Raw genomic sequence first — 22,909 nt, 5'->3', positions numbered from 1 at the left:
CGGGGCGTGCCGAAGCGCACTCAGTCCCCGAGCACCCGCCGCAGGTGGTCGTTGCCGAAGCGGCGGTCCGGGTCGAGCCGGTCGCGCAGCGCGGTGAACTCCCCGAAACGGGGGTAGACCCCGGCGAGGTACCCGGCGTCCCGGGTGTGCACCTTGCCCCAGTGGGGGCGTCCCGCGTGGGCGGTGAAGACGCGTTCGGCGGCGGTGAAGTACTCCCGGTACGGGGTGCCCCGGAACAGGTGCACCGCCAGGTAGACGCTCTCCCGTCCGGACGCCGTGGAGAGGGTGATGTCGTCGGCGGGTGCGGTGCGCACCTCCACGGGGAAGCTGATGCGCAGCCCCGACCGTTCGATCGTCGACCGCAGTTCGCGCAGTGCGGCCATCGCGGCCTCGCGCGGGAGGGCGTACTCCATCTCCATGAAGCGCACCCGGCGCGGGCTGGTGAAGACCCGGTACGGCACGTCCGTGTAGCCGCGTGCCGACAGGGCACGGCTGGTGACCTTGGCCAGGGCCGGGACGGTGGCGGGCGCCGCCCGGCCCAGAACGTTCACGGCCTGGAAGAGGCCGTTGGCGAGCAGTTCGTCCTCGATCCAGCCGGGTATCCGCCCCACGGGTCGGGCCGGACCCGCGCTGCGGTTGTTCCGCTTGGTGCTGCAGTTCTCCGTGTGGGGGAACCAGTAGAACTCGAAGTGCTCGTTCTCCGTCACCAGTTCGTCGAACTCCGCGGTGACCCGGTCGAAGTCCATCGGTTCCTCGCGCGCGGCGAGCAGGAACAGGGGCTCCACCGCGAAGGTGACCGCCGTGATCACACCGAGTGCGCCCAGTCCGATCCGGGCGGCGGCGAAGACCTCCGGGTTCTCCTTGGCCGAGCAGGCCAGCACCGAACCGTCGGCGGTGACCAGTTCCAGGCCCCGGACCTGCGCGGCGATCGACGCGGAGGCCCGCCCGGTGCCGTGGGTGCCGGTGCTGATCGCCCCGGACACGGTCTGCTCCATGATGTCGCCCATGTTGGTGAGCGAGAGGCCCTCGCGCGCCAGGGCCAGGTTGAGCCGCTTGAGCGGGGTGCCCGCCTCCACCGTGACGGTCATCGCCGCCCGGTCGATCCGACGGATGCCGGTGAGCAGGTCCGGCCGGATCAGCACCCCGTCGGTGGCGGCGACCGAGGTGAACGAGTGGCCCGAGCCGACCGCCTTCACCCGCACGCCGTCCTCGGCGGCCCGGCGCACGGCGGACGCGACCTCCTCCACCGAAGCGGGCGTGACCTCCCGGGCCGGGCGGGCCCGGACGTTCCCGGCCCAGTTACGCCACGTGCCGGTCTTGCCGTTCGTCATCTTCGAGGGCCCCTCCCCGCTGCGGCACCGGCTTGCCCAGCCGGCGGTACCCCAGGAGCCCGACGGCCACCGCGACGGCACCGGAAACACCCGACACCCCGTACCCCGCCCGGGCGCCGGCCGCGTCGATGACCCAGCCCGCCGCCGAGGAACCGAGCGCGATCCCGACCGCGAGACCCGTGCTCACCCAGGTCATGCCCTCGGTCAGTTTCGCGCGTGGCACGTGCTGTTCGACGAGGGCCATCGTCGTGATCATCGTGGGTGCGATGGCCAGCCCCGCGACGAACAGCGCCGCGGCCAGGAGCGTCAGGTTCCCGACCAGTTGCAGCGGGATCATACTCAGGCCCATCGCGAGGACGCCCAGCAGCCACCTGCGCGGGGGCTCGCCGGTGAACCGCACCAGTCCGAACAGGACACCCGCCAGACAGGAACCGGCCGCGTACAGCGCCAGCACCACGCTCGCCAGGGTCTTGTGCCCCTCCTCGTCGGCGAAGGCCACGGTCACCACGTCCACGGAACCGAAGATCGCCCCGGTCGCCACGAACGTGGCCACGAGCACCTGGAGGCCCCGCGAGCGCAGCGCCGATTCCTTGGTGTGGTGCTCCCGCGGGTGCGGAACCGGTTCGGTGGCCCGCAGGGCGGTCAGCCAGAAGACGCCGACGGCGAGGAAGACGGCCGCAAGCAGCGGGCCGGCCGCCGGGAACCAGACCGTCGACAGACCGATCGAGATGATCGGGCCGAAGATGAAGCAGACCTCGTCGATCACCGATTCGAGGGAGTACGCGGTGTGCAGGTGCGGGGTGTCCCGGTAGAGGACCGCCCACCGTGCGCGGGTCATCGAGCCGACGCTCGGGGTGAAGCCGATGAACGCCGAGAACACGAACAGGGTCCAGTCCGGTGCCGACAGCGAGGCGGTGAGCAGCAGCCCGGTCGCGGCGAACAGCGACATCAGGGCGGCCGGGCGCAACACCCGCCGCTGGCCGTGCCGGTCCACCAGCCGGGAGACCTGCGGGCCGATCACCGCCGCGGACAGGGCGATGGTCGCCGACAGCGCGCCGGCGAGGCCGTAGCGGCCGGTCAGCTGCGACACCATGGTCACCACGCCGATGCCCATCATCGACAGGGGCAGTCGACCGATGAACCCCGCGGCGGAGAACGCCCGGGTGCCCGGTGCGGAGAAGATCAGGCGGTAGGGGCTGGGCACGGCACGCTCCGTTGCGGGCCCACGACGGAGCCGGTCGAGCAAGTCACATTGATGGCCAATACAGCTTATTGGTCGATTCAGCTTACTTGTCGGGGAAAAGGGATCATCCGACGGGTGGTGCGGCGCAAGTCGAGGGCGCGTTCTCCGAGGGCGCGCGGGCTCCTGTGGGCGCCACCGGTACCAAGTGGCAGGATCACAGACATGCCCGACGCGTTCGATGCCCCCCGGTCCCCAGCCCCGTACGACGCCCTGCTGCTGTTGTCCTTCGGCGGCCCCGAGGGGCCCGAGGACGTGGTCCCGTTCCTGGAGAACGTCACCCGGGGCAGAGGCATCCCCCGGGAGCGGCTGAAGGAGGTCGGGCAGCACTACTTCCTGTTCGGCGGCGTCAGTCCGATCAACGACCAGAACCGCGCCCTGCTGCACGCCCTGCGCAAGGACTTCGCCGACCACGGGCTCGACCTGCCGGTGTACTGGGGCAACCGCAACTGGGCCCCCTACCTCACCGACACCCTCCGCGAACTCGTCGCGGACGGCCACCGTCGGGTGCTGACCCTGGTCACCAGCGCCTACGCCTCGTACTCCGGGTGCCGCCAGTACCGCGAGAACCTCGCCGACGCCCTCGCCGCGCTGGACGCCGAGGGACTGCCGGTGCCCCGCGTCGACAAGCTGCGGCACTACTTCAACCACCCGGGGTTCGTGGAGCCCATGGTCGACGGGGTGCTCGCCGCCCTCGCCGACCTGCCCGCCGAGGTGCGCGCCGGCGCCCACCTGGCGTTCACCACCCACTCCATTCCCGTCGCCGCGGCCGACGCCTCGGGCCCCGTCGAGGACCACGGCGACGGCGGCGCCTACGTCGCCCAGCACCGGGAGGTGGCCGGACTGATCGCCGCCGCCGTCCGGGAGCGCACCGGCCGGGACCACCCCTGGCAACTCGTCTACCAGTCGCGTTCGGGCGCCCCCCACATCCCCTGGCTGGAGCCGGACATCTGCGACCACCTGGAGGCGGCGCAGGCGGCGGGGGCACCCTCGGTGGTGATGGTGCCCATCGGGTTCGTCTCGGACCACATGGAGGTCAAGTACGACCTCGACACCGAGGCCACCGCCAAGGCCGCCGAGCTGGGGCTCCCGGTCCGACGCTCGGCCACCGTCGGAGCCGACCCCCGGTTCACCGCGGCGGTCCGCGCACTGGTGCGGGAACGGGCCGCCACCGAGAGCGGGCGGACGGTGGAACGCTGCGCGCTGGGCGCCCTCGGCCCCAGCCACGACCTCTGCCCCGTCGGTTGCTGCCCGGCACGCACCCCGAAGCCGACCGTCGCCGGCGCGGACAGCGCATATGGCGAGGCCACTGCCGCCACCGACACCACCGCCGTCGACAAGGAGAGCACGCGATGACAGCGACCACGGGCCGACCGGCGGGCGGGGACGCCACCACCGCCGAACTGCTGGAGGTGGCCCGGGAGGCCGCCCGGCGCGCGGGGGACCTGCTGCGCGACTCCCGCCCCGCGGACCTGGGGGTGGCGGCGACCAAGAGCAGCGCCGTGGACGTGGTCACCGAGATGGACATCGCCTCCGAGAAGCTGATCACGGGACTGCTCGCCGAGCGCCGGCCGGACGACGGCGTCCTCGGCGAGGAGGGCGCCGACCGCACCGGCACCTCCGGGGTCGAGTGGGTGATCGATCCCCTGGACGGCACCGTGAACTACCTCTACGGCCTGCCCAGTTGGTCCGTGTCCATCGCCGTGCGCAAGGCCGGTGAGACCGTCGTCGGGGTGGTGTACGCCCCCCTGCGCGGCGAGACCTACCACGCGGTCCTCGGCGGCGGGGCCTTCGTCAACGACGCTCCCGCCCGTACGCGCCCCGCACCTCCGTTCGAGCAGGCCCTGGTCGGCACGGGCTTCGGCTACCTCGCCGAGCGCCGCGCCCGGCAGGCCGAGGTGGTCGCCCACCTCATCCCGCGGGTGCGCGACATCCGCCGGGCCGGATCGGCGGCGATCGACCTCTGTGACGTGGCGACCGGCCGGCTGGACGCCTACTACGAGCGCGGACTGCGCCCGTGGGACCTGGCCGCGGGTGACCTCGTCGCCCGCGAGGCCGGTGCGCGCACCGGGAGCCGTCCGGGGGAGCCCGCCTCCGGCGAACTGGTCGTGGCCGCCCCGCCGGGCCTCTTCGAGCCGCTCCAGACGCTCCTGGACGAGCTGGGCGCCTGGCACGACTGAGTCCCGACGCCACGGGGCCCAGGGAGGCCGCAGGGTGCCCCACAGGACCCTGCGGGGCGCCCTGCCGGCCTCCCGCGCCACGACGACGGCCCACGACGACGGGCCCCGGCACGCGTGCCGGGGCCCGTCGAAGGGTGCCTCAGGGTGTCTCAGGGGTGATTGCAGGATGGCAGGAAGCCGCCGTCGAGCGGTGCGGGGAGCCGAACGGCACCAGGGGAGGGGTTCCCACGAAGGGCTCCCGGGCTCCCGCGAAGGCGGCTCAGACGCGTGCGGAGCCCTGTTCGACGGCGACGCCGTGTTCGGCGGCCAGCCGGCGGAGGTCGTCCAGTTCGGACTGTTCCACCTCGACAAGGAAGTCGTCGCCCGTTTCGCGGGCACGGGTCAGGTCGGACTCGGTCGTCCTGATGCGCTGCAGAAGTCCTGCGGTGAATGCGTCCATGGGTGCGCCCCCTCGTCCTGGGTCGTGGGTCGGCGGCACGGGGATGTGCCCTGGGGAGGGGCGATCACGTCGAACACGGCTCTACGGGAGTTCGAACACGGCTCTGCGGAAGCCGGTCGGGACGTGCCCCTGCACGATGTGATCGCGGGTGTGTGGTCGTCCTCCCCCCGCACCCGCGCGGGGAAACCTCCACGGGCCGAGAATCGCGAGATTCGCGGGGAGGCGCCGCGGAAGGCGCCGCCCTCTCGGGCCGTCCTCCCGATCACCCTCCCGATCACCCTCCCGGACGCCCCCGCGGTCCCTCCCGCGTTCTCCCCTCGGTCCCTCCCGCCTTACCGCCGGTTTATGACCGAAAGAGGCAGGATGGAGCCCTCACCCCACGATTCGTGTCGCCCGGCCGCGCCCTCTGGCGCCCGGGCGCCAGAGGAAGGACTAACGACGTGCGCGTACTCGTCGTCGAGGACGAGCAGCTGCTCGCCGATGCGGTGGCCACCGGACTGCGCCGGGAGGCCATGGCGGTCGACGTGGTGTACGACGGCGCCGCCGCCCTGGAGCGCATCGGGGTGAACGACTACGACGTCATCGTGCTCGACCGTGACCTGCCGCTCGTCCACGGGGACGACGTCTGCCGCAAGGTCGTCGAGCTGGGCATGCCGACCCGGGTGCTGATGCTCACCGCCTCCGGTGACGTCAGCGACCGCGTCGAGGGCCTGGAGATCGGCGCCGACGACTACCTGCCCAAGCCGTTCGCGTTCAGCGAGCTGATCGCCCGGGTCCGGGCACTGGGCCGGCGCACCAGCGTGCCGCTGCCGCCCGTGCTGGAACGCGCCGGGATCAAGCTCGACCCCAACCGCCGCGAGGTCTTCCGCGACGGACGCGAGGTGCAGTTGGCGCCCAAGGAGTTCGCGGTCCTGGAGGTGCTGCTGCGCAGCGAGGGGGCCGTCGTCTCGGCCGAACAGCTGCTGGAGAAGGCCTGGGACGAGAACACCGACCCCTTCACCAACGTGGTCCGCGTCACGGTGATGACCCTGCGCCGCAAGCTCGGTGAGCCCGCGGTGATCATCACCGTGCCCGGCTCCGGATACCGGATCTGATCCACGTGGCCGCGATCCCGCCCCCGCCCCCCGGGGCGCCTCCGAAGCCCACCTGGGCGCCCCGGCGCCCCGAAGTGCCCTTCCCCTGGTTGCGGCCGACGATCCGGATAAGGCTCACCCTGCTGTACGGCGGCATGTTCCTGATCGCGGGCATCCTGCTGCTGTCGATCATCTACCTGCTGGCCGCGCAGGCCGTCCACGTCGGCAACGCCCTGCCGTTCAACCTGGTCGAAGGCAGCGTGCAGAACATCAGCCCCAACTGTCCGGAGCTGAAGAACACGTGGAAGAGCCCGGAGGAGTTCAAGAGCGCGCTGGACGTCTGCATGAACCGGCAGCGCCAGCACGCCCTGGACGACCTGCTGAGCCGGTCCCTGATGGCCCTGCTGGGCCTCAGCGTCATCGCCTTCGCCTTCGGGTACGCGATGGCCGGACGGGTCCTGTCGCCGCTCGGCCGCATCACCCGTACGGCCCGCCAGGTCGCCGGCTCCGACCTCAGCCGACGGATCGAGCTGGACGGCCCGGACGACGAGCTGAAGGAGCTGGCGGACACCTTCGACGACATGCTGGAGCGGCTGGAGCGGGCCTTCACCGCCCAGCAGCGGTTCGTCGGCAACGCCTCGCACGAGCTGCGCACCCCGCTCGCCATCAACCGCACGCTGCTGGAGGTCCACCTCTCCGACCCCGGAGCGCCGCCGGAGCTGCACCAACTGGGCAAGACCCTGTTGGCCACCAACGAGCGCAGCGAACAGCTGGTGGAGGGCTTGCTGCTGCTCGCCCGCAGCGACAACCAGATAGTGGAGCGCAAACCGGTCGACCTCGCGGAGGTCGCCTCGCGGGCCGTCGAGCAGGTGCACGCCGAGGCGGAGCAACGGGGTGTGGAGCTGCGCGGGACGTGCCAGCCGGTGGTGGTCCAGGGCAATGGCGTCCTCCTGGAGCGGATCGCGCTGAACCTGGTGCAGAACGCCGTCCGCTACAACGTCCCCGAGGACGGCTGGGTGGAGGTCGTCACCGGGGAGCAGCACGGGCAGGCGGTGCTCGTGGTGTCGAACACGGGGCCGGTGGTGCCCGCCTACGAGATCGACAACCTCTTCGAGCCCTTCCGTCGGTTGCGGACCGAGCGGACGGGCAGCGACAAGGGCGTGGGTCTCGGCCTCTCGATCGCGCGATCGGTGGCGCGGGCGCACGGGGGCCGTATCATCGCGGAGCCTCGGGAGGGTGGAGGGCTCGTGATGCGCGTCACGCTCCCGATCTGACACACTGCCCCCCGACACGCAGGGGATGTTCGCTTTAAGCGGAATTTTCGGGACCCGTTCCGAAGAAATCCGTGTGTGATCGATCACAAGAGCGAAACTCCATCTTTCTACTCTGCGTGATCAAGCAGGTCGCCGGGAGGCCGGGAAAGTCCGGGTTTTCGGGGGTCCTGATCACGGGAAGTACACGGGGTGGCACCCGTGAGCAGCAGTATTCGGACCGGATAGGGTCCCGATCGCCATCCACTCGGATCACCCCTGGGGGGTCCGGTTGGGTGTCGATTGAGTAACAGACCTTGATGTGAGGCAAAATCTCCGCCTCAGGTCGGGCACAAGTCCGGCCTCTCACGCGTTACGAGCGCTGGAGACACCCGCAGACACCCAGAGGGGGAGAGCGATATGGCAACGGACTACGACACCCCACGCAAGACCGATGACGATCTCAACGAGGACAGCATTGAGGAACTGAAGTCCCGGCGGAACGACAAGTCGGCGTCCACGGTCGACGTGGACGAGTTCGAGGCGGCCGAGGGATTGGAACTTCCCGGAGCGGACCTGTCGAACGAGGAGCTGGCCGTTCGGGTCATGCCCAAGCAGGCGGACGAGTTCACGTGCATGAGCTGTTTCCTCGTCCACCACCGCAGTCAGCTGGCCAGGGAGAAGAACGGCCAGCCGATCTGCCGCGACTGCGACTGAGGCGGGGTCGGCCGTGACTGGCTCGACCCCACCCCGGAAGCGCCGGTCCCCGAAGTTCTTGAAGTTCTCGCATCGGGGAGCGGACACAGGACCGACAGAGCGGTCCACGAACACGCGTGACGACGAGCGGGGCCACCCGGCCTCGCTCGAAGCGCGGGACGGCTCTGACGGCGCCACCCGGCACACGGAGGTCATACGCGTGAACAGCACATCGCAGAACGACGCGGCGGCCTGGACCGACGCCCTGGTGGCCGCTGGCACGGTCCCCGGGGACAGCCCCGTCGCGGGCCTTCAGGGGCCCGCCAGGGGCCGTGTGGCCGCCGTGCGGGAAGGTGTGCGCGAGGGCGTCCGCAAGAGCGGCAGCCGGGCCAGGGCGGGCCTGGCGCTCCTCGCCGACCGGATCATCGAGAACGCGCCCCGCGTCCCCGTGCGCGACCTGGAGACCCTGCGTCGACAGTTCCCCGGCCTCCCGCCGGAGAAGCTCGCGGACAAACTCGTCTTCGGCGCCGCGAACGCCACCTCGACCGTGGGCGCCGGGGTCGGGGCCGCGGCGATGCTCCCGGTGGCGCCCGCCATGCCCGCGGAGCTGGCCGCCGAGATCACCGGCGTCGCAGCGATCGAGCTGAAGCTGATCGCCGAGCTGTACGAGGTCTACGGACAGCGTCCGCCCGGCGGCGTCAAGGAGCGCACCACCGTCTACCTGACCACCTGGTCACAGGAGCGGGGCATCGACGTGACCAAGCCGTCGACGGTCAACGCCGCGCTCGGCGTGCACATGAAACGGGAACTGCGCCAGCAGATCATGAAACGGATGGTGCGCAACCTCCCGAACCTGATGCCGTTCATGGTCGGCGCGGCCGTCGGAGCCGTGATGAACCGACGGGACACCCACAAGCTGGCCCGCCGCATCCGGGACGACCTGCGCAAGAGACAGGTCGCCTGGGAGCAGCTGCCCGCAGTGGCCCCCGGCTCGCGGGACGAGCTGGGCCCCACCCCCACCCGCCCCGCGCTCGGACACTGAGGCGATCGGCACCGACGACCCGGAACCCGCGCGGCGACCACCGTGCGGGGAACCGACCCGTACGAGAGGTCAGGCGGTGCGGGCCGACGTCAGCGCGTCGGCGAGGGCCTGCGGGGTCCGCGTGGACAGGTACACGTAGGGCGTCGGGTCCTCGGGATCGGTGACCGGCACGCGGAGCGCGGTCGGGATGTACCCCCGCAGCACCATGTACGCGCGCGGGTCCGCCTTGTGGGTCCGCCAGGCGCGGGCCTCCTCCGCGTCCAGCACCTGCGGGTCGCCCAGCGCCGTCAGCGGGATCCGGGCGTCGCCCGCGACCAGGGAGTCGCCCACCACCCGGATGCGGGCCGAGCCGTACGCACTCGTCACCACGGCCACCAGCGCCGTACCGCCGGCCAGGCCGCCGAGCATCGCCAGCACGCCGAACGGCAACAGGATCAACGCGAACGAGATCCCCGCCAGCAGGGCGACGAGCCACCACGTGCGGGGCGCGGTGAGACGTTCTTCGTAGGGCGCTGCCGAAAGGTCCATAACACTTAGCTTGGCACGGTCGGCGGGCGTGTCGGGAGCGGGGCCCGGGCGTCCGGGAGCGGCCGGGAGGCCGGGTAAGGTCTGCGCCTGTGAGTGGTACTTCTACGGTCCTGACACCCCCCGCGGACGCCATAGCGCCGGTACGGCACCCCGATGCCCCCGCGCCCGGCGAACCGCTCGGCTCCCACTACGCCCACTGCTTCGGCTGCGGCGAGGAGCAACCCCACGGACTGCACCTCGCGGCCCGGGCGCAGGACGGGGTGCGGGTCACGGCCGAGTTCACGGTGCGCCCCGTCCACCAGGGCGCGCCCGGACTCGCTCACGGCGGCGTCCTCGCCACCGCCCTCGACGAGACGCTCGGCTCCCTGAACTGGCTGCTGCGCGTCATCGCCGTCACCGGCCGGCTGGAGACCGACTACCTGTTGCCGGTGCCCGTGGACACCGTGCTGCACCTCGACGCGGAGGTCGTCGCGGTCGCCGGGCGGAAGATCTACTCCCGGGTGTCGGGTCGGATCGGCGGCCCCGACGGACCCGAGGCGGTACGGGCCCGCGCCCTCTTCATCGAGGTCAAGGTCGACCACTTCATCGACAACGGTCGCCCGCAGGAGATCCGGGCCGCCATGAGCGAGCCGGACGCCCGCCGTCGCACCCGGGCCTTCGAGGTGAACCCGTGACGCACCAGCACTCCGCGGTCCCCGCGGCCCCGCAAGCCCGCCCTGAACTACCCGTGCTGCTACGGCGACTCGACCCCGAGGTGCCGCTGCCCGCGTACGCGCTGCCCGGCGACGCCGGTGCCGATCTGCGGACCACCGAGGCCCGCGTCCTCGCCCCCGGTGAACGGGCCGTCCTGCCGACGGGGGTCGCGGTGGCGCTGCCCGAGGGCTACGCGGCCTTCGTGCACCCGCGTTCCGGGCTCGCGGCCCGTCTCGGTGTTGCTTTGGTGAATGCCCCGGGGACGGTTGATGCCGGGTACCGTGGGGAGATCAAGGTGATCGTGGTGAATCTCGATCCGCGCGAGAGCGTGCGGTTCGAGCGCTTCGACCGGATTGCCCAACTGGTGGTCCAGCAGGTCGAGAGGGTCCGCTTCCACGAGGTCGCGGAGCTTCCCGGTTCGGCGCGGGCCGAAGGGGGCTTCGGGTCCACCGGCGGTCACGCCTCGGTGGGCGTCCCCGGTGGGCTCGCGGGCGGGAACCAATACGGATCGGTCGGAACCGACCGGGAAGGACGATGACGTGTTCGGACGTCGCAAGAAGATGAGCTCCCCCGAGGACGCGGCAGACGCGCCGGCGGCGGACGCGGCGGGCGAGGCCGAGCAGGTCGACGACGCGGACGCGGCGGACGAGGCGGAGCGCGTACGGCTGGAGCCCGAGCCGCGGCCCGACGGCCCCTGGGACAGCACCGAGGTCGGCGACCCCAGCGAGGGTCGGGTGGACCTCGGCGGACTGTTCGTCCCCGGTGTCGAGGGCATGGAACTGCGGGTCGAGGTGGCCGGCGACGCGATCGTGGCCGCGACCGTCGTGCTCAAGGACAGCGCCATCCAGCTCCAGGGCTTCGCGGCCCCGAAGCGGGAGGGCATCTGGGGCGAGGTCCGCGAGGAGATCGCCTCCGGGATCACCCAGCAGGGCGGTGTCATCGACGAGGTCGAGGGCCCCCTCGGCTGGGAGCTGCGGGCCCAGGTCCCCGTGCAACTCCCGGACGGCACCGGCGGGTTCCAGGTCGTGCGGTTCGTCGGCATCGACGGCCCGCGCTGGTTCCTGCGCGGGGTCATCTCCGGTCAGGGCGCGGTGCAGCCGCAGGCCGCCGGGCTGTTGGAGCAGATCTTCCGGGACACCGTGGTGGTGCGGGGCGACGGCCCGATGGCGCCCCGCGACCCGATCGTCCTCCAGCTCCCCAACGACGCGCAGATGGTGCCCGAAGGAGTGCAGCAGGAGGACCAGGCCGGTTCCCGCTTCTCCGGCGGAATGGGCCAGCTGGCCCGTGGCCCGGAGATCACCGAGATCCGCTGAGCCCTCGTACCCGCTCCGGTGCCGTGACGTGCGGGTCGCGCGCCGGAGCCGAACGGTGCCCGTGCCCCGTGTCCGCCCCCGCCCGGGCGACCACGGGGCACGGCCCGTTGCCCCCGGTGGCGCGGCGTGACCATACTGTCGGGCGAGTCGCACGAGCGTACGGGAGTGGGTATGGCACGGGGGGCAGCTGGGCCGGCTGAGGCCGAGGTCAGGGAGAGTGTCGACGAGGGCCCCATGGTGCGGGTGCAGAACCTGCGGCGGTCCTACGGCACCGGAGCGGCGGCCGTCCACGCGCTCAAGGGCGTGTCCTTCAGCGTGCCGCGCGGCGAGCTGGTCGCCCTCAAGGGACGCTCCGGCTCCGGCAAGACCACCCTGCTCAACCTCGTCGGCGGTCTCGACGCACCCGACGAGGGCTCCGTCCACGTCGACGGCCACGACCTCGCCGCGCTCGGCGAGGAGGGCCTGCTGGAGCTGCGACGGGACCGGATCGGCTTCGTCTTCCAGTCCTTCGGGCTGATCCCGATCCTCAGCGCCGCCGAGAACGTGGGCGTACCGCTCAGACTGCGCAAGGCCGCCCCCAGGGAGCGCGACGAACGGGTCGCCCTGTTGCTGTCCCTGGTCGGGCTCGCCGACCACGCCCTCCAGCGGCCGGGGGAGCTGTCCGGCGGACAGCGACAGCGGGTCGCCATCGCCCGGGCGCTCGCCAACCAGCCCGCCCTGATCATCGCCGACGAGCCCACCGGCCAGCTGGACGCCGAGACCGGACACGCCGTGATGGAACTGCTGCGCGCGGTCGTCCGCAGCGAGGGCGTGACCGCGCTGGTGGCCACCCACGACACGGCGCTGCTCGACCTCGCGGACCGGGTCCTCGAACTCAGCGACGGGGAGATCGTCGAGAGCGTGTGAGCGCCGTCCGGGGGCAGTGCCCCGGACCGTCCGCGACCCGTCTCCCGCCCGGCGCGCCCCGTCCCACCTGCACCTCCGTACCCGCGTGACGCAGGTGACTCCCGGTATCAGGGTTGCGTCAAGGAGGAGCAACAGTCGATCACGCGTCCGATTTGTCGGACTTATGGGTTGTACCGTCGGAGCGCGGCCGACACGGTGCGCGGGCGCGAGTGGAAGACAATGGGGCCATGGGACGCGGCAAGCTACGGATCTACCTCGGTGCGGCGCCGGGTGTGGGGAAGACGTATTCGATGTTGTCGGAGGCGCATCGGCGGGTGGAGCGGGGTACGGATTGTGTGGTGGCTTTTGTGGAGCATCATGGGCGGCCTCGTACGGAGGTGATGTTGCACGGGGTGGAGCAGGTGCCGCGGGTGGAGTTGGGGTATCGGGGTGCGGTGTTTTCGGAGATGGATGTGGGGGCGGTGTTGGCGCGGCGTCCTGCGGTGGCGTTGGTGGATGAGTTGGCGCATACGAATGTGCCGGGGTCGCGGAATGCGAAGCGTTGGCAGGACGTGGAGGAGTTGTTGGCGGCGGGGATCGATGTGGTTTCCACGGTGAACATCCAGCATTTGGAGTCGTTGGGTGATGTGGTGGAGTCGATCACGGGGGTGCGGCAGCGGGAGACGGTGCCGGATGAGGTGGTGCGGCGGGCGGATCAGATAGAGCTGGTGGACATGTCGCCGCAGGCTTTGCGGCGGCGGATGGCGCACGGGAACATTTATCAGTCGGACAAGGTCGATGCGGCGTTGTCGAACTACTTCCGGCCGGGGAACCTGACGGCGTTGCGGGAGTTGGCGTTGCTGTGGGTCGCCGACCGCGTCGACGAGTACCTCCAGCAGTACCGCGGCGAACACAACATCCGCAGCACCTGGCAGGCCCGCGAACGCATCGTCGTCGGACTGACCGGCGGGCCGGAGGGGCGGACGCTGATACGGCGTGCCGCGCGGTTGGCGGAGAAGGGTGCGGGCGGTGAGGTGCTCGCGGTCTACATCTCCCGCAGCGACGGCCTCACCGCAGCTTCCCCCAAGGAACTCACCGTCCAACGCACCCTGGTGGAGGACCTGGGCGGCACCTTCCACCACGTCATCGGCGACGACGTGCCCTCCGCGCTGCTGGAGTTCGCCCGCGGGGTCAACGCCACCCAGATCGTGCTCGGCTCCTCGCGCCGCCGGACCTGGCAGTACGTCTTCGGCCCCGGAGTCGGCGCCACGGTCGCCCGGGAGTCCGGGCCCGACCTCGACGTCCACATCGTCACCCACGAAGAGGTCGCCAAGGGCCGCGGGCTGCCCGTGGCGCGCGGCGCCGCCCGCCTCGGCCGGCAACGGATCATCTGGGGCTGGCTCGTCGGCGTGGGCGGCCCGGTGCTGTTGGCCCTGACGCTGACCAACGTCGACGCGGACCTCGGGCTCGCCAACGACATGCTCCTGTTCCTCTCCCTGACGGTGGCCGCCGCCCTGCTCGGCGGACTGCTCCCGGCGCTGGCGTCCGCCGCGTTCGGGTCCTTCCTGCTGAACTGGTTCTTCACCCCGCCGCTGCACCGCGTCACCATCGCCGACCCCAAGAACATCGTCGCCATAGTGATCTTCGTCGGGGTGGCCGTGGCGGTCGCCTCGGTGGTGGACCTGGCGGCCCGCCGCACCCACCAGGCGGCCCGGCTGCGCGCCGAGTCGGAGATCCTCTCCTTCCTCGCGGGTAGCGTCCTGCGCGGGGAGACCTCCCTCGACGCGCTGCTCGACCGGGTCCGCGAGACCTTCGCCATGGAGTCCGTCGCCCTGCTGGAACGCGAGGACGAGGTCGCCCCCTGGACCTGCGCCGGCAGCGTCGGCCCCGCCCCGGTGAAGCGCCCCGAGGACGCCGACGTCGACGTACCCGTCGGGGACGACATGGCGCTGGCGCTGTCCGGGCGGGTGCTGCCCGCGGAGGACCGACGGGTGCTCGCCGCCTTCGCCGCACAGGCCGCCGTCGTCCTCGACCGGCAACGCCTCCAGGAGGAGGCCGACCGGGCCCGCGCCCTGGCCGAGGGCAACCGCATCCGCACCGCGCTGCTCGCCGCCGTCAGCCACGACCTGCGCACCCCGCTCGCCGCCATCAAGGCCGCCGTGTCCTCGCTGCGCTCCGACGACGTCGCCTGGTCCGAGGAGGACGAGGCCGAACTGCTGGCCGCGATCGAGGAGGGCGCCGACCGGCTGGACAACCTCGTCGGGAACCTCCTCGACATGTCCCGCCTCCAGACCGGCACCGTCCAACCCCTGATCCGCGAGGTCGACCTGGACGAGGTGGTCCCGATGGCGCTCGTCGGCGTGCCCGAGGGCAGCGTCTGCCTGGACATCCCCGAGGCGCTGCCGATGGTCCGCGTCGACCCCGGACTGCTGGAGCGCGCCGTCGCCAACGTCGTCGAGAACGCCGTCAAGTACAGCCCCGAGGGCCAGCGCGTCCTGGTCGCCGCGAGCACCCTGGGCGAACGGGTCGAACTGCGCGTGGTCGACCGCGGTCCCGGCGTGCCCGACGAGGCCAAGGACCGCATCTTCGAACCCTTCCAACGCTACGGGGACGCCCCGCGCGGCGCCGGGGTCGGCCTCGGCCTCGCCGTCGCCCGCGGCTTCGCCGAGGCCATGGGCGGCACCCTCGCCACCGAGGACACCCCCGGCGGCGGCCTCACCATGGTCCTCACCCTCACCGCCGCAGCCGGCCGCTCCCGGCCGCGGCCGGAACTCCCCGCCCAGGTCACCTCGTGACCGGGCACCCCGCCCCGGCCGCCCCGGCCCCGGGCGAACCGGTCCCGGTCACCCGGGCCACGGCCCACCAGAAAGGCAGGCGCTCATGACCCGGGTGCTCGTGGTCGACGACGAACCCCAGATCGTCCGCGCGCTCGTGATCAACCTCAAGGCCCGGAAGTACGAGGTGGACGCCGCCCCCGACGGCGCCACCGCACTCCAGCTCGCCGCCGCCCGCCACCCCGACGTCATCGTCCTCGACCTCGGGCTGCCCGACATGGACGGGGTGGAGGTGATCAGGGGGCTGCGGGGGTGGACCCGGGTGCCGATCCTGGTGCTGTCCGCCCGGCACAGCTCCGACGAGAAGGTGGAGGCGCTGGACGCGGGCGCCGACGACTACGTGACCAAGCCGTTCGGGATGGACGAACTCCTGGCCCGGCTGCGTGCGGCGGTGCGCCGGGCGGAACCGACCGGGGGCGGTGACGACGACGTGGTGGTCGAGACGGAGGACTTCACCGTCGACCTCGTCGCGAAGAAGGTCAACCGGGCCGGCCGGGACGTGCGACTCACCCCCACCGAGTGGCACCTGCTGGAGGTGCTGGTGCGCAACGCCGGGCGTCTGGTGAGCCAGAAGCAGCTGCTCCAGGAGGTCTGGGGACCTTCCTACGGCACCGAGACCAACTACCTGCGGGTCTACATGGCCCAGCTCCGGCGGAAGCTGGAGGCCGACCCCTCCCACCCCCGGCACTTCATCACCGAACCGGGGATGGGGTACCGGTTCGAAAGGTGACCGCCGCGCCCGCGGTCCCCCCCCGAGGGGGCCGAGCCCGTCGAAGGGGCCGCGGGCCCGAGCCCGGGCGGTCGGCACCGGAGACTGGGTACCCTTCCCCTATGAGTGCTCCACGTTCCGAGAAGCCGACGGGCAGGTTCCGGCGCATGCTCGGCCGGCTCGCGGACATATCGGCGTCCCAGGAGGACCTGGAGTCCGAGGAACTGCGCGAGGACGCCGAGACGACCGGCTGCATCCGCATCGGTGACTGCCAGGACCGTCAGATCGTTACCGTTACTGGTACCTTGCGCACGGTCACCCTCCGCCCCCGGGCGGGGGTGCCCGCCTTGGAAGCGGAGCTCTTCGACGGTTCGGCCGCGCTCGACGTGGTCTGGCTGGGGAGGCGTTCCATCGTCGGGATCGAACCGGGACGCAGGCTCATCGCGTCCGGCCGGGTCGCGATGAGCCGGGGCCGCCGGGTGCTCTTCAACCCGAAGTACGAACTCAGACCCCTTGGACGGGAGTAGCCGGTGACGTCCCTCGACAAACCGACCGACCACCGGAAGCCGACCCCGGACGGCGCGGGGCCCACGGCCTCCGACGGCGCCGCGGGCGAGGACTCCAGGACCGTGACCGAGGCGGCGCTCTTCGAGGCGTTCGGCGGGGTCCGGGGGATGGTCGAGACGGTCGTTCCCGGACTGCTCTTCGTCACCATCTACACGATCAACAAGGACCTCCACCTCTCCGCGATCGCGGCCCTCGTGGTCTCGGTGCTGATGGTCGTGGTCCGGCTGGTGATGAAGGACACCGTCAAGCACGCGTTCAGCGGTGTCTTCGGGGTCGCCTTCGGCGTGGTCTTCGCGATGATGACCGGCAACGCCAAGGACTTCTACCTGCCGGGCATGCTCTACACGCTCGGCCTCGGCCTCGCCTACATCATCACCACCCTGGCGGGCGTCCCCCTGATGGGCCTGGTCCTCGGCCCGGTCTTCAAGGAGAACCTCTCCTGGCGGACCCGCAACCCCGGCCGCAAGAAGGCGTACGCCAAGGCGAGCTACGCCTGGGGCGGCATCCTGCTGGCCAAGTCCGCGATCCTCTTCCCGCTCTACTGGTGGGCCGACACCACCCAGCTCGGCTGGGTCCTGGTCGCCCTGAAGATCCCGCCGTTCCTGCTGGCGGTCTGGTTGACCTGGGTCTTCCTCGCGAAGGCGCCCGCCCCCATCGACGTGTTCGCCGAGATGGAGGAGCGGGAAGCCGCCGAGAAGGCGGCGAAGGCCGAGAAGGCCGAGGCGAAGGCCGCCGGCGAGAACGCTGCGGGATAGCCCCCGCGGCACGAACGCCTCGCAGCACGAACGAGCACCGCGTGAGGGGCGCCCGGAACGATTCCGGGCGCCCCTCACGCACCTCCAGCCCCGGTCCGGGGCGCGGGCTCAGTCCTCGTCGGGGTCCCGCCGCACCGACAACAGGTCCTCCAACTGCTCCTCGCGGGCCTGGGCCGCGACGAACAGCAACTCGTCGCCCGCCTCCAGCGAGTCCTCCTGGGTGGGGGCGAGGACCCGGGTGCCGCGGATGATCGTCACCAGGGAGGTGTCCTGCGGCCACGCCACGTCACCGACCCGGGTGCCGGCCAGCGCCGACTCCGGGGGCAGCGTCAGCTCGACCAGGTTGGCGTCACCGTGGCTGAAGCGCAGCAGCCGGACCAGGTCGCCGACGCTCACCGCCTCCTCCACCAGCGCCGACATCAGCCGGGGCGTCGAGACGGCGACGTCCACGCCCCAGGACTCGTTGAACAGCCACTCGTTCTTGGGGTTGTTCACCCGGGCGACCACCCGCGGAACGCCGTACTCCGTCTTCGCGAGCAACGAGACGACCAGGTTCACCTTGTCGTCACCGGTGGCGGCGATGACCACGTTGCAGCGCTGGAGCGCCGCCTCGTCCAGCGAGGTGATCTCACAGGCGTCGGCGAGCAGCCACTCCGCCCGGGGCACGCGCTCGACCGAGATCGCGGTCGGCGCCTTGTCGATCAGCAGGATCTCGTGACCGTTCTCCAGCAGTTCACCGGCGATGGAACGACCCACCGCCCCCGCTCCCGCAATGGCGACCCTCATCAGTGACCGCCTTCTTCCTCGGGGCCCTCGGCGAACGCGGCCTCCACCTTGTCGACGTCGTCCGGGCGCATCACCACGTGCACCAGGTCACCTTCCTGGAGCACGGTCTGCGAGGTCGGCAGGATCGCCTCGCCCAGCCGGGTGAGGAACGCCACCCGCACCCCCGTCTCGTCCTGGAGGCGACTGATCTTGTGGCCCACCCACGAGGTGGGGGTGTGCACCTCGGCGAGCTGCACCCCACCGGTCGGGTCCCGCCACAGCGGCTCGGCGCCGGAGGGCAGCAGCCGCCGCAGCATCTGGTCGGCGGTCCAGCGGACCGTGGCGACCGTCGGGATGCCGAGGCGCTGGTACACCTCCGCCCGGCGCGGGTCGTAGATGCGCGCCGCGACGTGGTCGATCCCGAACATCTCGCGCGCCACCCGGGCCGCGATGATGTTGGAGTTGTCGCCGCTGGACACGGCCGCGAAGGCGCCCGCCTCCTCGATGCCGGCCTCCCGCAGGGTGTCCTGGTCGAAACCGATGCCCGTGACGCGCCGTCCGCCGAACCCGGAGCCCAGGCGCCGGAAGGCGGTGGGGTCCCGGTCGATCACGGCGACCGTGTGCCCCTGCTGCTCCAGGGTCTGGGCGAGAGCGGAACCCACTCTGCCGCAGCCCATGATGACGATGTGCACGACCGTCCTTCCGACTGTCGATCTCTCGCTGAACTAGTGGAACTAGTGAACTCGTGTGAACTGGATGACTTGCTGACTGGCTGGATTCGGATGGTGTCGCTGAAGTTGTTGACGTCGGTCACGGCGCCGCGGTTGTCCGGCATCGGTGACGGACGGGACGCGCGCACGGCCCCGTGGAGTAGTCGGCGAACGGGCGCGGGCCGGGGGCCTGCGGACTTGACCCAGGCTTGACCCGGGCTTTGCCAAGTCCCCGCCGATCGTGACGACTCAGGCTTAACAGGGTCTCAGACCGGGGCCAAAGCTACACACGCGCGGTCGCCCCACGGCACCTTCCCGCACGGCCGGGAACCGGCGACGAATCGTCACCACCAGTTCTGGGGTGGTGGGTGGGCGGCCCCCCGTTCGAACGCATACGATCCTCTGCGTGTCCAAACTGACCGACGTGCCCAAACGGCTTCTGATCGGGCGCGCCCTGCGCAGTGACCGGTTGGGGGAGACGCTCCTACCGAAGCGCATCGCCCTCCCCGTCTTCGCGTCCGACCCGCTCTCCTCCGTGGCGTACGCGCCGGGCGAGGTGCTGCTGGTGCTCTCCATCGCGGGCGTGTCGGCGTACCACTTCAGCCCGTGGATCGCCCTCGCGGTCGTCGTCCTGATGTTCACGGTGGTCGCGTCGTACCGGCAGAACGTGCACGCCTACCCCAGCGGCGGCGGCGACTACGAGGTCGCCACCACCAACCTCGGCCCCAAGGCCGGCCTCACGGTCGCCAGCGCGCTGCTCGTCGACTACGTCCTCACCGTCGCCGTGTCCATCTCCTCCGGCGTGGAGAACCTGGGCTCGGCGATCCCGTTCGTGGTCGAGAACAAGGTGCTCGTCGCGGTCAGCATGATCGTGCTGCTCACCCTGATGAACCTCCGCGGGGTCAGGGAGTCGGGGAAGCTCTTCGCCATCCCCACCTACGTCTTCGTCACCGCGGTCTTCACCATGATCGCCTGGGGCGCGTTCCGGGGCCTCGTCCTCGACGACGACCTCAAGGCGCCCACCGCCGGCTTCGAGATCCAGGCCGAACACCAGGGGCTCGCCGGCTTCGCCCTGGTCTTCCTGCTGCTGCGGGCCTTCTCCTCGGGCTGCGCCGCGCTCACCGGCGTCGAAGCGATCAGCAACGGCGTGCCCGCGTTCCGCAAGCCCAAGTCCAAGAACGCGGCGACCACCCTGGCCCTGATGGGCCTGCTCGCCGTCACCATGTTCTGCGGGATCATCGGCCTCGCCATGGCCTCCGACGTGCGGATGGCCGAGAACCCGGCCAAGGACCTGGTCCACAACGGCGCCCCGGTCGGCGACTCCTACGTCCAGGACCCGGTGATCTCCCAGGTCGCCGCCGCCGTCTTCGGGGACGGCACCTTCCTCTTCGTGGTGCTCGCCGCCGCGACCGCGCTGGTCCTGTTCCTGGCCGCGAACACCGCGTACAACGGGTTCCCGCTGCTCGGCTCGATCCTCGCCCAGGACCGCTACCTGCCGCGCCAGCTCCACACCCGCGGCGACCGGCTCGCCTTCTCCAACGGGATCGTCCTCCTCGCCGGTGCCGCCGCCCTCCTCGTCGTCGTCTACGGCGCCGACTCCACCCGACTGATCCAGCTCTACATCGTCGGTGTCTTCGTCTCCTTCACCCTCAGCCAGACCGGCATGGTGCGGCACTGGAACCGGCTCCTGCGCACCGAGCGCGACACGGACCGGCGCCGCCACATGAAGCGGTCCCGGGCCATCAACGCCTTCGGCGCCTTCTTCACCGGCCTGGTGCTCGTCGTCGTCCTGGTCACCAAGTTCACGCACGGCGCCTGGGTCGCCCTCCTCGGCATGGTCATCTTCTACGCGACGATGACCGCGATCCGCCGCCACTACGACCGGGTCGCCGAGGAGATCAGCGCCCCCGAGGAGCCCACCGACGACGTGGTGCGGCCCTCCCGGGTGCACTCCATCGTCCTGGTCTCCAAGCTCCACCGTCCCACCCTGCGGGCCCTGTCCTACGCCAAGCTGATGCGCTCCGACACCTTGGAGGCGCTGAGCGTCAACGTCGACCCGACGGAGACCAAGGCCCTCAAGGACGAGTGGGACCGACGCGGCATAGACGTCCCCCTCAAGGTCCTCGACTCGCCCTACCGCGAGGTCACCCGGCCCGTCATCGAGTACGTGAAGGGGCTGCGCCGGGAGTCGCCGCGGGAGGCGGTGAGCGTGATCATCCCCGAGTACGTGGTGGGCCACTGGTACGAGCACCTGCTCCACAACCAGAGCGCGCTGCGGCTCAAGGGACGGCTCCTGTTCACCCCCGGAGTGATGGTGACCTCGGTGCCCTACCAGCTGGAGTCCTCCGAGGCGGCGAAGAAGCGGGCCCGCAGGCGCCAGGAGTGGAACGCCCCAGGCGCGGTGCGACGGGGCCCCGTCGAGAAGCGCGCCAAGGAGCCCACGGGCAAGGACTGAGCCGGCCGACGGGGTCGCTCCGTACGGTGACGGCCCGCTGCACCCGCACCGGGCACGTAGACTGGTGGGCTGTTGTCCCGCAGCCTTCCCTCACCTCTTGTGGAGTCACCCCGCCATGCAGGCAGAACCGAAGAAATCGCTGGTGGGCCAGGAGTACGAGGTCGAGGTCGGACCGGTCGCCCACGGCGGCCACTGCGTCGCCCGCACCGAGGACGGCCGGGTGCTCTTCGTGCGCCACGCACTCCCCGGCGAGCGGGTGCTCGCCCGCGTCACGGACGGCGACGACGACTCCCGGTTCCTGCGCGCGGACGCCGTGGAGGTGCGGGACCCCTCCAAGGACCGGGTGCCCGCACCGTGCCCGTTCTCCGGCCCGGGCCGCTGCGGCGGCTGCGACTGGCAGCACGCGAAGCCCGGCGCCCAGCGGCGGCTCAAGGGCGAGGTCATCGCCGAACAGCTCCAGCGCCTCGCGGGCCTCACGCCCGAGGACGTCGGCTGGGACGGCACGGTGATGCCCGCCGAGGGCGACAAGCTGCCCGCCGGAGAGGTCCCCGCGTGGCGGACCCGGGTGCAGTACGCGGTCGACGAGGAGGGCCGGGCGGGGCTGCGCCGGCACCGCTCGCACGACATCGAGCCGATCGACCACTGCATGATCGCCGCGCAGGGCGTGACCGAACTGGGCATCGAGGCCCGTAGCTGGCCGGGCATGGCCTCGGTCGAGGCGATCGCCGCGACCGGCTCCCAGGACCGCCAGGTGATCCTGACCCCCCGCCCCGGGGCCCGGCTCCCGCTGGTCGAGCTGGACCGGCCGGTGTCCGTGCTGCGCGTCGACGAACACGACGGCGGGGTGCACCGCGTCCACGGCCGCCCCTTCGTCCGCGAACGGGCCGACGAGCGCACGCACCGGGTGGGCAACGGCGGCTTCTGGCAGGTGCACCCCAAGGCGGCGGACACGCTCGTCAAGGCCGTGATGCAGGGGCTGCTGCCCCGCAAGGGCGACACCGCGCTCGACCTCTACTGCGGGGTCGGTCTGTTCGCGGGCGCGCTCGCCGATCGGGTCGGTGAGCGGGGAGCCGTCCTCGGCATCGAGTCGGGCAAGCGGGCCGTGGAGGACGCGCGGCACAACCTGCGGGACTTCCCGCGGGTACGGGTGGAGCAGGGCAAGGTGGAGCAGGTGCTGCCCCGTACCGGCATCACCGAGGCGGACCTGGTCGTCCTCGACCCTCCGCGGGCCGGTGCCGGACGCCGCACGGTGGAGCAACTCGCCGCACTGGGCGCCCGCCGCATCGCGTACGTCGCCTGCGACCCGGCGGCCCTCGCCCGGGACCTCGCCTCCTTCGGCGAGGCCGGCTACCGCGTACGGACGCTGCGCGCCTTCGACCTCTTCCCGATGACGCACCACGTGGAGTGCGTGGCGATCCTGGAGCCGGTGAAGAAGGGCGCCTGA

The 22,909-nt window shown here is 71.5% G+C and carries 22 protein-coding genes; 16 read left to right on the top strand and 6 right to left on the bottom strand.

Annotated features, from left to right (window positions below):
- Positions 1–20 precede the first annotated feature (20 nt).
- Positions 21–1,331 carry a D-arabinono-1,4-lactone oxidase gene (locus ACFV88_RS10830; RefSeq protein WP_385488497.1) on the bottom strand — a complete coding sequence of 437 codons (1,311 nt, stop codon included), beginning with the start codon at positions 1,329–1,331 and terminating at the stop codon, positions 21–23.
- Positions 1,300–2,535: an MFS transporter gene (locus ACFV88_RS10825; RefSeq protein ID WP_385488495.1), complete on the bottom strand. Its 1,236-nt coding sequence runs from the start codon at positions 2,533–2,535 to the stop codon at positions 1,300–1,302. Before ACFV88_RS10825 ends, ACFV88_RS10830 begins: the two co-directional genes overlap by 32 nt.
- 201 nt (positions 2,536–2,736) lie before the next feature.
- On the opposite strand from ACFV88_RS10825, the gene ACFV88_RS10820 reads away from it, so the two are divergent.
- Together ACFV88_RS10820 and ACFV88_RS10815 are read left to right on the top strand one after the other, a co-directional pair.
- Entirely contained in the window at positions 2,737–3,927 is a 1,191-nt protein-coding gene (locus ACFV88_RS10820) for a ferrochelatase (RefSeq protein WP_385488492.1), read from the top strand.
- Positions 3,924–4,751 (top strand): inositol monophosphatase family protein, encoded by an 828-nt coding sequence (locus ACFV88_RS10815; protein ID WP_385488490.1) that lies wholly within the window; start codon positions 3,924–3,926, stop codon positions 4,749–4,751. Before ACFV88_RS10820 ends, ACFV88_RS10815 begins: the two co-directional genes overlap by 4 nt.
- 259 nt (positions 4,752–5,010) lie before the next feature.
- Here the strand turns inward: ACFV88_RS10815 and ACFV88_RS10810 are convergent, their stop codons facing one another.
- Positions 5,011–5,190 (bottom strand): hypothetical protein, encoded by a 180-nt coding sequence (locus tag ACFV88_RS10810; protein ID WP_385488488.1) that lies wholly within the window; start codon positions 5,188–5,190, stop codon positions 5,011–5,013.
- A 440-nt stretch (positions 5,191–5,630) separates the two neighbouring features.
- Between ACFV88_RS10810 and ACFV88_RS10805 the strand changes: the two genes are divergently transcribed.
- The 4 genes from ACFV88_RS10805 to ACFV88_RS10790 all read left to right on the top strand — a co-directional run bounded on the left by ACFV88_RS10805 (position 5,631) and on the right by ACFV88_RS10790 (position 9,251).
- Entirely contained in the window at positions 5,631–6,284 is a 654-nt protein-coding gene (locus tag ACFV88_RS10805) for a response regulator transcription factor (protein WP_385488486.1), read from the top strand.
- 5 nt (positions 6,285–6,289) lie between these two features.
- A complete protein-coding gene (locus ACFV88_RS10800; protein WP_385488483.1) occupies positions 6,290–7,537 on the top strand; it encodes a sensor histidine kinase in 1,248 nt (415 codons plus the stop codon).
- A 396-nt stretch (positions 7,538–7,933) separates the two neighbouring features.
- Positions 7,934–8,230 carry a DUF4193 domain-containing protein gene (locus ACFV88_RS10795; RefSeq protein WP_351243711.1) on the top strand — a complete coding sequence of 99 codons (297 nt, stop codon included), beginning with the start codon at positions 7,934–7,936 and terminating at the stop codon, positions 8,228–8,230.
- A 13-nt stretch (positions 8,231–8,243) separates the two neighbouring features.
- Complete coding sequence (locus tag ACFV88_RS10790; protein ID WP_385488481.1) at positions 8,244–9,251, top strand: hypothetical protein; 1,008 nt, start codon at positions 8,244–8,246, stop codon at positions 9,249–9,251.
- A 69-nt stretch (positions 9,252–9,320) separates the two neighbouring features.
- On the opposite strand, the gene ACFV88_RS10785 is transcribed toward ACFV88_RS10790, so the two are convergent.
- Positions 9,321–9,779 (bottom strand): DUF3093 domain-containing protein, encoded by a 459-nt coding sequence (locus tag ACFV88_RS10785; RefSeq protein WP_385488479.1) that lies wholly within the window; start codon positions 9,777–9,779, stop codon positions 9,321–9,323.
- Between the two features lie 89 nt (positions 9,780–9,868).
- On the opposite strand from ACFV88_RS10785, the gene ACFV88_RS10780 reads away from it, so the two are divergent.
- The 8 genes from ACFV88_RS10780 to ACFV88_RS10745 all read left to right on the top strand — a co-directional run bounded on the left by ACFV88_RS10780 (position 9,869) and on the right by ACFV88_RS10745 (position 17,535).
- Positions 9,869–10,453 (top strand): PaaI family thioesterase, encoded by a 585-nt coding sequence (locus ACFV88_RS10780; protein ID WP_385488476.1) that lies wholly within the window; start codon positions 9,869–9,871, stop codon positions 10,451–10,453.
- Positions 10,454–10,506: 53 nt separating this feature from the next.
- A complete protein-coding gene (dut, locus tag ACFV88_RS10775; RefSeq protein WP_385488701.1) occupies positions 10,507–11,010 on the top strand; it encodes a dUTP diphosphatase in 504 nt (167 codons plus the stop codon).
- A gap of 1 nt (position 11,011) precedes the next feature.
- Positions 11,012–11,785: a DUF3710 domain-containing protein gene (locus tag ACFV88_RS10770; protein WP_385488474.1), complete on the top strand. Its 774-nt coding sequence runs from the start codon at positions 11,012–11,014 to the stop codon at positions 11,783–11,785.
- A gap of 234 nt (positions 11,786–12,019) precedes the next feature.
- Entirely contained in the window at positions 12,020–12,691 is a 672-nt protein-coding gene (locus ACFV88_RS10765) for an ABC transporter ATP-binding protein (protein WP_385488699.1), read from the top strand.
- A gap of 227 nt (positions 12,692–12,918) precedes the next feature.
- Positions 12,919–15,465, top strand: a complete 2,547-nt coding sequence (locus tag ACFV88_RS10760; protein WP_385488471.1) for an ATP-binding protein — start codon at positions 12,919–12,921, stop codon at positions 15,463–15,465.
- Between the two features lie 85 nt (positions 15,466–15,550).
- Positions 15,551–16,234: a response regulator gene (locus ACFV88_RS10755; RefSeq protein WP_385488469.1), complete on the top strand. Its 684-nt coding sequence runs from the start codon at positions 15,551–15,553 to the stop codon at positions 16,232–16,234.
- Positions 16,235–16,335: 101 nt separating this feature from the next.
- On the top strand, positions 16,336–16,740 hold the full coding sequence (locus tag ACFV88_RS10750; RefSeq protein WP_385488467.1) for an OB-fold nucleic acid binding domain-containing protein: 405 nt from the start codon (positions 16,336–16,338) through the stop codon (positions 16,738–16,740).
- Positions 16,741–16,743: 3 nt separating this feature from the next.
- Positions 16,744–17,535 (top strand): DUF3159 domain-containing protein, encoded by a 792-nt coding sequence (locus ACFV88_RS10745; RefSeq protein ID WP_385488464.1) that lies wholly within the window; start codon positions 16,744–16,746, stop codon positions 17,533–17,535.
- Between the two features lie 108 nt (positions 17,536–17,643).
- Here ACFV88_RS10745 and ACFV88_RS10740 read toward each other — a convergent pair whose 3' ends face one another.
- Both ACFV88_RS10740 and ACFV88_RS10735 read right to left on the bottom strand, forming a co-directional pair.
- A complete protein-coding gene (locus ACFV88_RS10740) occupies positions 17,644–18,321 on the bottom strand; it encodes a potassium channel family protein (protein ID WP_385488462.1) in 678 nt (225 codons plus the stop codon).
- Complete coding sequence (locus ACFV88_RS10735; RefSeq protein WP_385488460.1) at positions 18,321–18,992, bottom strand: potassium channel family protein; 672 nt, start codon at positions 18,990–18,992, stop codon at positions 18,321–18,323. Before ACFV88_RS10735 ends, ACFV88_RS10740 begins: the two co-directional genes overlap by 1 nt.
- Positions 18,993–19,416: 424 nt before the next feature.
- Between ACFV88_RS10735 and ACFV88_RS10730 the strand changes: the two genes are divergently transcribed.
- Positions 19,417–21,465, top strand: a complete 2,049-nt coding sequence (locus tag ACFV88_RS10730) for an APC family permease (RefSeq protein WP_385488458.1) — start codon at positions 19,417–19,419, stop codon at positions 21,463–21,465.
- A gap of 115 nt (positions 21,466–21,580) precedes the next feature.
- Entirely contained in the window at positions 21,581–22,909 is a 1,329-nt protein-coding gene (locus tag ACFV88_RS10725; protein ID WP_385488456.1) for a class I SAM-dependent RNA methyltransferase, read from the top strand.

It is taken from the genome of Streptomyces sp. NPDC059816, from assembly GCF_042732055.1.
Lineage (GTDB): Bacteria > Actinomycetota > Actinomycetes > Streptomycetales > Streptomycetaceae > Streptomyces.
The sequence above is the reverse complement of the archived record's forward strand: the minus strand, read 5'-3'. Positions and strand labels throughout refer to the sequence as shown.

Excerpts from the sequence above, each read along its gene's own strand:
- ACFV88_RS10820 (WP_385488492.1), top strand. The coding sequence starts at position 2,737 with ATGCCCGACGCGTTCGATGCCCCCCGGTCCCCAGCCCCGTACGACGCC.
- ACFV88_RS10765 (WP_385488699.1), top strand. The coding sequence starts at position 12,020 with ATGGTGCGGGTGCAGAACCTGCGGCGGTCCTACGGCACCGGAGCGGCG.
- ACFV88_RS10810 (WP_385488488.1), bottom strand. The coding sequence starts at position 5,190 with ATGGACGCATTCACCGCAGGACTTCTGCAGCGCATCAGGACGACCGAG.
- ACFV88_RS10725 (WP_385488456.1), top strand. The coding sequence starts at position 21,581 with ATGCAGGCAGAACCGAAGAAATCGCTGGTGGGCCAGGAGTACGAGGTC.
- ACFV88_RS10795 (WP_351243711.1), top strand. The coding sequence starts at position 7,934 with ATGGCAACGGACTACGACACCCCACGCAAGACCGATGACGATCTCAAC.
- ACFV88_RS10830 (WP_385488497.1), bottom strand. The coding sequence starts at position 1,331 with ATGACGAACGGCAAGACCGGCACGTGGCGTAACTGGGCCGGGAACGTC.
- ACFV88_RS10785 (WP_385488479.1), bottom strand. The coding sequence starts at position 9,779 with ATGGACCTTTCGGCAGCGCCCTACGAAGAACGTCTCACCGCGCCCCGC.
- ACFV88_RS10755 (WP_385488469.1), top strand. The coding sequence starts at position 15,551 with ATGACCCGGGTGCTCGTGGTCGACGACGAACCCCAGATCGTCCGCGCG.
- ACFV88_RS10815 (WP_385488490.1), top strand. The coding sequence starts at position 3,924 with ATGACAGCGACCACGGGCCGACCGGCGGGCGGGGACGCCACCACCGCC.
- ACFV88_RS10760 (WP_385488471.1), top strand. The coding sequence starts at position 12,919 with ATGGGACGCGGCAAGCTACGGATCTACCTCGGTGCGGCGCCGGGTGTG.
- ACFV88_RS10750 (WP_385488467.1), top strand. The coding sequence starts at position 16,336 with ATGAGTGCTCCACGTTCCGAGAAGCCGACGGGCAGGTTCCGGCGCATG.
- ACFV88_RS10740 (WP_385488462.1), bottom strand. The coding sequence starts at position 18,321 with ATGAGGGTCGCCATTGCGGGAGCGGGGGCGGTGGGTCGTTCCATCGCC.